The organism is Halorubrum sp. AJ67, from assembly GCF_000513435.1.
The window spans coordinates 345,281-357,484 of sequence record NZ_CBVY010000001.1 but is presented as its reverse complement, the minus strand read 5'-3'; the positions used below and the strand labels follow the sequence as shown (position 1 = coordinate 357,484).

The 12,204-nt window shown below is 57.7% G+C and carries 5 protein-coding genes; all 5 read left to right on the top strand.

Annotated elements, in window-relative coordinates; all coding sequences use genetic code 11:
- Positions 1–78: 78 nt before the first annotated feature.
- The 5 genes from BN903_RS01865 to BN903_RS01840 all read left to right on the top strand — a co-directional run bounded on the left by BN903_RS01865 (position 79) and on the right by BN903_RS01840 (position 12,149).
- Positions 79–447: a hypothetical protein gene (locus tag BN903_RS01865; RefSeq protein WP_048076081.1), complete on the top strand. Its 369-nt coding sequence runs from the start codon at positions 79–81 to the stop codon at positions 445–447.
- A 137-nt stretch (positions 448–584) separates the two neighbouring features.
- The gene (locus tag BN903_RS01860; RefSeq protein WP_048076080.1) at positions 585–1,706 is read left to right on the top strand and encodes a hypothetical protein; all 1,122 of its coding nucleotides are present in this window, start codon (positions 585–587) and stop codon (positions 1,704–1,706) included.
- An 81-nt stretch (positions 1,707–1,787) separates the two neighbouring features.
- A complete protein-coding gene (locus BN903_RS01855; RefSeq protein ID WP_052334893.1) occupies positions 1,788–4,646 on the top strand; it encodes a hypothetical protein in 2,859 nt (952 codons plus the stop codon).
- A 100-nt stretch (positions 4,647–4,746) separates the two neighbouring features.
- A complete protein-coding gene (locus BN903_RS16305) occupies positions 4,747–10,683 on the top strand; it encodes a hypothetical protein (protein WP_154017999.1) in 5,937 nt (1,978 codons plus the stop codon).
- Positions 10,684–10,784: 101 nt separating this feature from the next.
- Positions 10,785–12,149 (top strand): ADP-ribosylglycohydrolase family protein, encoded by a 1,365-nt coding sequence (locus BN903_RS01840; RefSeq protein WP_228840987.1) that lies wholly within the window; start codon positions 10,785–10,787, stop codon positions 12,147–12,149.
- Positions 12,150–12,204 lie beyond the last annotated feature (55 nt).

The window sequence follows — 12,204 nt, the reverse complement described above, 5'->3', positions numbered from 1 at the left end:
CATATCCCCTGGTTTAGAATAGCGACTCAACGGGTTCTCAAACCCTTGTCGCACGAGCCAAACCAACAACGAGCCAAAATGACGACCTCAACGAAATCCAATACGCGGGCCACGCTGAAGTGGAGTGCTGCCTTCGCGTTAGTAACAACCTTGCTGGTCGGTGAAGCAGCAGCCACCGGCAGCCCCAGTACAATCATCCAAACATCCGTCACCGAACTCGAGATCATCGGCTTACTCGGGCGGATCCACGAGCTGCTCCGGAACATCGCGTACCTACTCGGTCCGATCATCCTGCTCCACGGCATCACGCTGTGGGCACTCGGCAGTAAGAACTCCTCGTGGTCGCAGGCAGGCTACACCGCCATGGTTGGCGGCTTCATCCTGTTCGGTCTTGCACTCGCGATGGACATCCTGCTCCAGTTAGCAGCGTTCATCGGCGACGTCTGATAGGGACGAAACGCCCTAACCCCGTTTCATATTTTTCGCAACCCTGATCGAGAGGTATGTCCGCACAGACACCTTATCAAATAAACAGGACAACGCCCAAAGATATATTATAGCGGTCTGGGTTGACATAGACGAAGATGGAGCCAGTCCCTGTCGCTGAGAAGTTGCTCAAAACGAAGCTCTTTGGCTTTTCATTACAGCGACTTCTACAGTCATACCTCGTTCCGATGGCTCCTGGCCTCATTCTGACCGTTCTCAACTTCCCCGCAATCATCTTCGGTCCGGCCGTGCTTGTGGGGGGCGCAATCGGGACGGCTGTCTACGTCCGAACACCAGAGGGCCAGAGCCCAGCTGCGTTCCTGTTCGGTATGGTCCGGTACTATCTCGGGCCTGATCGATTCATGTGGAAGCCGATCCAGACACAAACTGATCCCATTGAGATTCAGGATGGGCCAGAAAACACGCAGACGGAGAAGCCACCCGAAGAGGACTACGAAACCAACGCCATGTTTGGAGACGAAAACACAATCGAGAACCTCGACTTTGAAGCGGTTCATGACGACGGCGTCATCGAAACGGATGAAGCGTACGCGCTGATGATCGAGATTGAACCCCGGCCGTGGTTGATCTTGGATAGTCAGTCCCGAAAGGCGGTGTATCACTCCTTCTCACAATTCCTCATGGGGGTGAAATCACCAATTCAAATTTTCACCCTCCCCGTCCCGTTCAACGCAGAGGAATACGCCGAGAACGTCAAGAAGACGAACGAGAATAAGCCCCCCAACGAGAGCAAGTATCTCGAATTCGGTCGAATCCACCACGTTCAGTGGTTGGAAAAGACGATCGAAATGGGGGAGATCAGAGATCGCCGCCACTTCATCACTGTGACTGCTCAGAAGTACGAACAGCACGAAGAGGCGGGTGCGGGTTCCTTCCTCGACCGTTTCCGACCCAAGGGCGCGAAGGTTGACCAGGAGAAGCGATACGATGAACTCTGGTCGCGAGCAGACAACGTGAAGTCGGCTCTCCCTCGAACGGGTGTTGATACCAACGCCATCGACAATCGAGACGATGCGCTAGAAGTGCTCTACTACTACTACAAGGGACGAGACCCGCCGGCTTCGCTAGACCATGGCTGGCTGACGAAAGGCCCGACCGACGCAGACAGTACGCCTTCCGGCACCGAGACCACCCAAGACACCGCCCGGACAACGCCTGAAGCAGACGATCCAACCAACCCCCCACGACCAGCAGACTAATGTCATCTGGACGAAAACGACTGGTCACTATCCACGTCTCGCCGTAAGAACAGCGGCTACACTATCATCCACATCCACACTATGGCTATCAAAGACAACATCAAGGACAACTTCAACGACCTCATCGGAAGAGACACAGACACCGATGAAGGCGGTCGACTCGATATCGACAGTCTAGACGGTGAGCAACTTCAAGACGCGATCGAATACCTCGAAGCGATCGGGCGGGAAACGAAGCGAGCAGACATCGAGGAGGCCGCCTACTACCTCGATACTGTCGACGACGACATCGAGCTCTTCTCTGCGTTCGAAACAGGGGAAGAGCGCGGTCGTGTCGATCGTTCCATCGTCGCCCCGAACAACATGGAGCGGGAAACGAAATGGCACACCCGTGACGGAGACTTTTATCAGATCCTTACCACGACCAGCCTCCCGCGTCTTGTGACCCCCGGATGGTTGATCCCAGTTACGCTTTCAGAACACGACGTCCGACTCTCGATGCACATCAAGCCTCGAGACACCTCATCTGTGAAGGGACGGCTTCAACAGCGGCTAACGCAGATGAAAAGTGCGATTCAGTGGAAGCAGCGCCGGGGTCGGACCGACGTCTACGAAGAGGAACACGAGCGAAAGGAACTGGAGCGTCTCCTCCGCAACGTGATCGAGGGGACAACCAAGCTGTTCAACTTCTCGTTCTACATGGAGGTCCACGCCAACACTCTCGACGAGCTTGAGGAAGCCAGCCGGAGTGTCCAGCGAAAAGTGTCCGAACAGGGCATGGACCTGGCACCCGTCGAGGGCCGGCAGATCGAGAGCCAGCAAGCGATTGCTCCTGTCGGAACAGACCCCATCCGCAACAACAATACGGTTCAACTCGAGGCACTCGCGACGTTCTTCAATTTCGTTGAGCCGCCCGTTATCCAGCCAGAGGGCGTCCACTTCGGATTCGACGACAACAAGCGGCCCGTCATCGTCGACCGATTCGACCTCAGTGGGTACTCAAAGGTTGTTACCGGGAAGATTGGCGGTGGGAAGACCTTCTCCGTCAAGATGGCCATGTACCGCCGCCAGCTCAACGATCCCGACATCAGGACGATCATCTTCGACCCGCTCGGAGACGACTTCGTGGACTTCACCGAGAAGATTGACGGAACCGTCATCAAGTTCGGCGGCGAAGACCGCATCAACCCACTCCAGATCGAACCGCCGACCAACAACGAAGAGGCAACCGACCTCTACACGAAGAAGGTCCGGAGCGTCATCGAGATTCTGAAGACCTACTTCGACCAAGCAGAACGTGGGGGGATGGACGCTGGCGAAGAGGGCGTCATCTCTCAGTGTATCCACTACGCATACGCCAAGAAGGGGACCACCGCAGACCCCGAGACGTTCCACCACGAGTCACCCATCCTCGACGATGTGATCGAGGGTGTACGGGTCGTCGCCCAGGGTGGCCTCAATTCCGAGACCTCGCCCGTCAACCAAGCGATGGCCGACGGTGCGGGGACGCTAGCGGACTGTCCGACCCGGACGAAGGAGATCGTCATGGACCCGTCCGACCAGCACATCAAGCTCGCTCAGAACCTCGTCCCAAAGTTTGAGTCGTTCAAAGAAGGCTCAGTCAACAACAACCTCAACGGCCATACGAACATCAAGCTCGACGACCGCACCGTCTGTTTCGACATGGAGGCGTTCGCAGACACGGGTGAGATGCCGCTGATCATGCACACGATGCTGGACTGGGCCTACCAGGAGGCTCGCAGAAGCCCCCACCGGATCGACATCACGTTCGAGGAGGTTCACTACTTGTTAGACCGCCCCGGCGCTCGGAACCTACTCAACCTCTTCATCCGCCACTCGCGTCACTTCGATGCGGGCCTGACGTTGATCTCACAGACGCCGGACGAGTTCCTAGAGAACGACCAGAAACGCGAAATCTACGACAACTGCGACATTAAGCAGCTGTTCTACCAAGAGAACGTCTCGGACAGGCTGATCGACTACTTCGACTTCAGCAGCGAGGAGGCTCGATTCCTCCGACAAGCAGCGAGGGGGAAGAACTCTGGCTTCTCAGAGTGTCTCCTGTCGACTTCAGAACACGGGCGGCGGCGTCTCGAGATCTGGACCGAGGACTTCGAGCGCCACATGATCGAAGAAACGCTCGACATCGAAGAGTACGCGAGACAGCAAGGCCACGAAGTCGGCCCCTCTGGCAAAAACCACGACGAGAGCAACTTCGGCTCGTCCGTCCCCACAGAGGTTTCCCCCGAGCAAGAGTCCGGACCGGCAGACGGGTTCGACGGTTCCCCACCGACCGGCCCCGCCGTGGACACCACCGAATACGACCACGAGACATTCGAGAAAGGCCAAACAGAAACTGCCCCGGAACCAGAAAATCAGGAAGTGCGCGACCCCTTCCGGGTTAGCAAGCCGGCGGGCAACCCCGAGGTCCCAAGCGAATTCGAAGATGAACAGCCCACCGACGACACACCATCCGCGCCCCACCGTGACTCCGAGGCATCCACCCGGCCCGAGTCGGCTGTCGAGAATTCGGCACCCACGACCCCACCGGGAGACCCCTTCGAGGAAGGGACCGTCGAGGACGAACCCAACCGAGAGCCCCCCGTCGAAAGTTCGGACACCGACCCATTGACACAGAGCGAGTCTCCGGACGCACGAGATCAGATCGATGACGATGCCGAATCGGAAGATACGCTCCTTGATCGCATTCTCCCCAACCGAGGCGGTTCAAGCGACGACGAGGAGGGGGGCATCTCTCAAACGGTAGACGAGCACGAGAGCGAACAGGAAGGCGGCCAAACGAGCCCGCTACCCGCGAAGATCGAGGCCTTCGCGGACACCGAGTTTGGCAGCTGGGCAATCAAGATGGTCCCACTGGTCATCATCATTATTGCCCTCATCGCACTCCTCGTCTTGTAGTCTCCATCGGGGGGTTAACTCACCGACATACTGATTACCCCCGGTTAAGAAGTAGAATTTAACGAAGCTCACCCCCCACCCCAGATACACATCCATATCCATGAATCCAACAATCCTCGGAAGTTTTCTCTGGTATAGCACCTTCCTCATCGCAGAGGGACTCATCGATCGGTTCTTTTCATTTGCTCCAGAATTCCTCATGGACGCGGGCAGAGGGGTCTTAGATGCACTCCTCGATTTTGACTTAACCGACTTCATCATCATCGACCCGACCCCGTACGGAAATGCCGATGAAGCATGGATGAGCATGTTTGAGATCTCTCTCGCTCTCTTCCCAATCATGATCATCTTGGGTCTCCTCTCAATGCCGTTTGCAGATGAGCAGAAGACCAGCCTCTGGAGACAGGGGCTCCGAATCGTCGGCGTTGTCGCCCTAATGGCTGTCAGCCGACCGATCATCGGATTCGGCGTCGATGTTTCCAACGCACTCACTCTCGCAATTCTCCCTGATGCCGGGCAAATAACTGGTATGTTAAATCCGGTCAGTGGCGGAATGCTTAGCATCGGTGTTCTAACTGCTGGGGGAATCGTCATCGCGGCTTCAGCCGCAATTCTAGTGAAGGTGGTTATCGCGGTTTTCATCGCCCTCGCGATCGTTCTCACACTCCTTCAGATGAGAATCTTCCTCATCTACATCGTCTACATCGCCTCACCCCTCCTCATCGTCTTCTGGTATGCGGACTGGGGGCTTCTCGAGTCAGTCAATGAATTCGCAAACAAATGGTTCCGGATGGGCACGTACACCCTCCTGTCCGGCCCTATCATCGCGATTATCATGCTCTCAATGGTCACAATTGCGTCTGACCCCGTGGCGGCAGACAACACCATCGCCGGTCTGTGGACGTACATGACGCTCATCCTGTGCTTCCCATTCATAATGATCGCATCCGTCTGGAAGATCGTCTCCTGGGCGGGCGAACCCATCGGTGCCGGACAGGCGATGACTGGGATGGCTATGGCAGGCGGCGCTGCTCTCGGCGCAGTCTCCGGAAAGCTCGGTGGTGCTGCGGGAGAAGCGGCACAGAGCGGGTCAAGCGCCGCTGAGCAAGCAAGCGGCATGGGCGGTGGTGGGGGTGGTGCCAGTGGCGGTGGTGGCGGTTCCGGTGGAAGCAGCACTACTGGCTCAGGAACGGGAGGGGCAGCGGGCTCTGGGAGTGGCCTCAACGACGTGATGTCGAGCCAATCTGGAGAGACCATCAAAAGCTCCAGTACGGAGTCTCAGGGTGGCGTCGCCGGAGACATGCCCGGCGGGACCGGAGCTGAAGCCGGCGGCCCTTCCGACGAGGTCACTGGCGTTGCCGGTTCCTCCGAAGCGTCTGAACCCAAAGGCTACATCGAAGGTGGTGTCTCTCGTGCGAAAGACTTCAAGGACCGAAACAAGTCCCGCATCTCGAACGCCGTCAGCAGCGTCTCTTCCAAAGCGGCAAGCAAGGGCTCGCCTGCGAACTTGGAGCGGCTCTACGGCGATTACAAGCAACAGAAAGGGGACAAACGAGGCGCACAACTCGATCAGTTCAACGACTCCGTCGACTGGAGTCAGGGTGAACACGGTGCGATCGACATCGACCAAGCTGGCGAAAGCTTAGGCACGACACCGCAAGAAGGCCAAGGAATGTCCGAACTCACCGAAGATGGGAAGTTCGGATACTTGGACGAAGACGGCGAGCTCCAAGTTTCCTCTGTGGGCTCGAACCGGGGTCGACTCCGCGGAGAACGGAATGACCAGTACGAACAAGCACAGGCCCACCACGAGCACGCCGACGAGCTCGACGAGAAGATGTCTCACCATGCAGAGCGTCTTCAGAAAACCCGGAACAACATCAACAAGCACGGTGGCGATGTTGCTGATGCCTTCTTCAAAGAGGGCATAAAAGGGACGATCGGCGCTCAGTCACCGTATCTAATGGCTGGTGGAGGATTCGGTGGTGGTGGTTCAGGTGGCGGTTCAGGTGGCAGCGGTTCCGGTGGCGGGGCTGCTCCGCAAGCTCCGGAGCCGGGCCAAGGTTCGGAGGCACCGGGACGACACCCACCCGCGAACATCAATGCGGGCGATGTCACCGAAAACGCTGAAACGGTCGCAGAATCCGGAGAACGGTTCGACCTCTCCGACGATGTCCAGCTTCAGTCTTCCCCGAACCCCACCTCAGAAGGTCACGCACAGGAGTTCTCTGTCCACGATCCCGAGAGTGGCGACCAACTCGGAGACCTCGCAGTTAGCGAGGAAGCCGACATGCGCTTCTCGCACGGAGATACTGCCCGTCTTGGGAACCTAACTACCTCAGAGGACAGCAACGGAAACTTCCAGATGATGGCAGACGAGCACTCTCGGACCTTCGATGAAAACGAGGTCCGCGTAGACGAGATGATCGGCGACAGCAGCATGGAGGGCGATAAGACGAAAGTATCCGACGTCACGCTCCAAGAGGACCCCAACAACGAGGGGAACTACTACGCGCAAGCAGAGAACGGAGCACGAACGCCTGTTCACGCTGGTAGCGAAGAAGCGAACGAAAGCCTCTCAGAAGCCGTCGGCGATCAGGTTGACCTTGAAGGAGTGACCGAACAACGCTACGGCTTCAGTGAGGATACCCACACCGGATACGAGGGAGCCCACAACTACAACTCACTCAGAATCGGCGGATCCGGAGAAGCGGGCTCAAAGGGTGATAGTACCACTTCCGAAGGATATGGGATCTACGACGCCGACACGCGGGGTGGTAGTGAAACAACCACAGAGACTTCCACGTCGGGAGGTTCAGGAACCGAAGGTTCGGGCGAGACCGACACCACGACTACCACCGAGCCGGGATCCGAATCCGAACGTTCCACCGACTCAAGCGAAGCAGATTGGGATGTGAGCACTTCTGCCGGCAGCTCTACGACCACGAGTGCCGCAACATCGGGTGGTTCCAGTGGCGGTTCATCTGACTCCTCATTCGGTGGAGTCTCCTCACCATCTGGCGGAAGCTCACCCTCCTCCGACTCAAGTTCGGGATCTGGCGGGTGGAGTCGCACAGAGCAGAAGTCCGGCCACGAAGTGATGAAGGCAGATACCGAAAGCGACCTCCCCGGATCCGTTGCTATGGAGGGTGATTGGACCTTCAGCGACACCACACCCGCAGGACACGATAAGATCGCCAAGCGAGGAATCTTCACCGAAGCAGACGAAAGTGGCTCTCCGGTGGAGGACGGCGCTGAAGTTGGCTACGTTCGCTTCAGTGATGAACACGCCATGGGTTCTGACGATATGCCCGAGATCGACGGAGAAGAGCGCGACCCACAAAGCGGAGAAGTCGTTAACTTCGACTCCGACAATGGCTTCGCGACCCGGCAGTGGGCAACGAAGAACGCCATGGGCGATACGAGCATCAACTCCGAAAAGCACGGCGGGGCGGGAGAAACCCCAGCAATGGGCCGAGACTACGAACAGGGGGAAGAAGTCGATCCCGACGACGAGTACATGCAATTAGTCCCGCATAACGAATCCACCTCAAAGCTTCACACCACAGAAGAGATCAACCACTCGTCGCCCGACAATGGCTCCTCCAACGATGACGGCGGCAGTGAGCCAAACAACTCACACAGTGAGCCCTCGGGTCACGAGAGCGATGCGGCCGCGGAACACGCCGCTACCGAGAACTCAAGCGAACCAGAAACCGACCACGAGTCTCACTCTTCAGAAGGTCAGTCGATGGCCACTGAACACGTCAACACCCCGTTCGACTTCAGCTCCGAAACTGAATCCGACGGGTCAGAGATAGTTGAAGATGAAAACGTATTCGTTAGTGAAGGTAGCCAGACGAGTGAAGGAACTGAAAGTAGTTCCTCTGAGGAACTCACGGAGGAAGGTGGTGGTTCAGAAACGGAAGAGGAAGGAGGTGACTCCGACCCTTTTGAACACGGGGGTGGTAGCGAAATTCATTCGAGCGAGGCTGCCCCCACCCCCACCGCTGGGGGGGACTTCGGGCACTTCGAGGCAGAGGGTAATGAGTCCGCGTCGTCGGGAGGTTCTGAATCCCCGGAGGCGGAGGGAGAACCGATCGTTGGCGTCTCAGATAGCGACGAATGGAGCCACGACGCTCACAACTGGAGGGATCACGTCGACGAATCTGGTGAAGAAGACGAAGGGCTCGGCGAAGGCCTCAGTGTGGATGCTGGTGCGATGCGGAAAGAGACTCTCAAAGACTCGGGAGAGGATCTCTACATCACTGATTACGACGCACTCGGAGAAGCGAACGGTGAAGAGAAGGCTGAACAGCTGAAAACGCAGTCCCTGATCGGCCATCAGTACACGCAGGAGATGGGCCACGAAACACCCAACGTTGCGTACAACGCGGGGGAGAACGAAGTCATCCAGCAGGAGGTTGGCGGCGCAGAAACGGAAACGTGGGCCGTCGAGGACGCCCCAGATAGCGCCCTAGAGAACGTCGACAGAGAGGAGTTCGATGACCTGATGGGCTCGCAATTGCTGGCAGGAAACTTCGACACCAGCCCCGACAACGTCCACGTCGATGAAGAGGGCGGCCTCCACGTGATGGACTTCGATCGGACTGCTGACGATATCGGCGACGTCTCCGATAGCGCAGAGATGGAGATCAACGCCGCAGCCGGCGCGGACACGGGAACCCACATCGGAGAAGTCAACGACGACTTCCACACCGACAAATGGGAGTACGAAAAAGAGATTACCGACAGCGCGATCGAGACTGCGACCGAGCTCGATGAAAGCGGCGGGGTTGATGATGTCCTCGGGCCAGTCGAAGAACTCGAAGACGAGGTCTCCGGCAGTGAGCACAACCGGACCGAAGTGATCCGGAGCAATATTGAGGCCGTCGCTGGTGAAGACATCGTCAGCACGGACGGCCACGGGCACACCAGCGTCGACGAACCGTCCCATGACAGCTTGGGGAACAACCACACAGAAACCCACAGCCCGGAACTGGAAACAGAACACGGCATCGACGCCGATGTGGACTACGAGAATCTCTCAACCAAACAGGCCGAAGAAGGTGAGGAGTATATGCTTGAGGTGGGCGAACGAGAGGAGCTTTTCGAGAGTCTAAAAGCCGAACACGGTGACGAAGACGTTGAAAACCTCTACACCCGCTTCCAGATGCGAAAGCGGTCTTCGAAGTTCAATAGTGAAGACGTGACCAAACAGGAGATCGTCGGGAATGAAGCCCTCGGAACCGATCACCCGGTCCGAGACGACGACGTCGACTACGAGCCTACTGAGGGTGAAGTGGAAGTCCACCGCGACTTCATGGAGGCGTCAAACAAGTTCGTCGAGGAGAACCTAGCAGATGAAGATGGAGAGGCCCATGTCCACCGCGGGATGGGCTACAGAGGTAACGACATCGCCGCACGCCTGATCGACCACCCGGAAGCAGACGAAGTCGAGGTCCCAGAACACCAACAGTCGATGGCCTATTCGACCAAAGAAGGGGTCGCACAGGGCTTTTCGTCGATGGAAAATTCGCCTGTCGTTACGCGAGCAGACGCAAGCGAAGAGGACGTCCTCGCCGTCGACGGCCTCGGTTACGAGCCCACAGAACACGACTTTACCGAGTTTAACAATCAAGACGAAGGCGAGATCCTCGTCCAAGGCAAAGAGTCGATTCCGATGGAGGACATCCGATTCACGAGTGAGGAAGGCTACGATGACTCCAACGCGGGCGAGCGGTTGAAAGAGACCATGGAGAACCCGGAAGAGGCGTCAGAGGACGATCACGACTTGGTTGATTTCACGGTTCGGAACATGGCGGCCGACGAGACGACCGGGCTGGAGACGCAAGAAGGCGCAGAGCGACTTCACAACTGGGGCGAGTACGTCCACGAGAACGAAGATGCTGTCCCCAGCCCCGGAATCACTGAACACAGTGTGAACGAGGTCCTCAACGAGTCGGAAGCGGATGTTGGTGAAGTCGGCGGCTCCGAGGAACACGACGGTGGAGACGACGGCTCTGAAATCCTCTAAGGGGATTCTACAGAAGTTTTGTTTTGTAGCACCCGTTGTGGGTGATGGTTGTTGAACTCCGGGACAAAGGTATAAATGCGATTACCAGCCTAAGACAGTACATGCGACGAATCAAAAGCATGGATATTACTACCCCGCCACACCGGGACTCCGACGTTAACCCCGGCGGGAATTATCCCTCTGTCAACTACTCTGCGGTAAATCGGCCGAAGCCTACGAGTGGCCACTTCGAGGAACTCCACCCGTTCCACTCAGACTTCGAGCTGGTGAGAGCGTACCAGGAAGTGGCAGATGCCGAACTCAGAACGCCACTTCAGAAACACAAATCCAGCGGGAAGATGTCCGTCCAAGCAGATCAGATCCGAGCGACGTGGGGCCTTGAGGCATCCACGGAAGGGACGATCGGACGAGAGCCCACCACTCGTGAGTTGATCACGCCTCTCGACCGAGCGAAAGGCATCATCATCGGACAGGCGTACGGAGACGCTCTGGGGCGTCCGGTCGAGTTCATGTCGGAGGATCAGATCCAACAGAAGTACGGCCGCGTAACCGACTTCCTTGGCGATGGCTCTCACCACCAACCGGCGGGGACGATCACTGACGACACGAATCTCGCTCTGTATCTCGTTGCCAGCCTGCTTCGGAACAACGGCTTCGATATGGACGATTACGCAGACCAGATCGTTGCGTGGTTCGAATCCATGCCGTTCGATATCGGTAGTACGACGTTGAGTTCTATCGACAAGCTCCGGATGGGCGTCGACCCGCGGGAGGCAGGCCACCAAACGGTTGAAGAACGTGGCGAGTACCGTTCAGCAGGTAACGGGAGTATCATGCGGTGTGCCCCGCTCGCGATCGCCTACCCTGACGACCTCGACACGCTCCAAGAGGTGAGCCGGCAATCCTCAGAGATCACCCACGCAGATCCGCGGTGTACCCACGGTTGTGCCGCTCTCAACCTCGTCCTTGCGAGCATCATCCGCGGACGTAGCGACCCGCTCGGGGTCGCACTCGACGAACTCTCGTCGGATGCCCCGGACGAACTGGTCGAGCTCCTCGAGAACCTCCCCAATGCGGATCCGGAGGAACTGAGCAACGGCGGCTACGTGCTTGACACGCTCGAGACGGCTCTATACATCGGACTCAACGCGGAACATCCCGGAGACGCCCTCATCGAGGCCGTGAACCGTGGTGACGACGCCGACACTGTCGGTGCTGTAACCGGCGCGATTGTCGGAGCCCGCTTCGGCGACGGCAAGCGGCTCACGGAATACGCCCACAAGCCGAACAACAGCTTCCCGTCCCGGTGGGAGGAGAACATCCGGCTCGATCTCGATGCCTACCGAGAGCGGATCATCCCGTCGCTGCTCGAACTCGGTCAGGTTGCCCCCGAGGGGATCACCTGTAGCGACTCTATAGCGATGGAGGCGCAGACCCTCGCAGAGAACGACGGCCAACTGGAGTAACACCGATCGGGCTAGTTGGCGGACTGTTTAAGACGACAACCACCAAAGTACGACC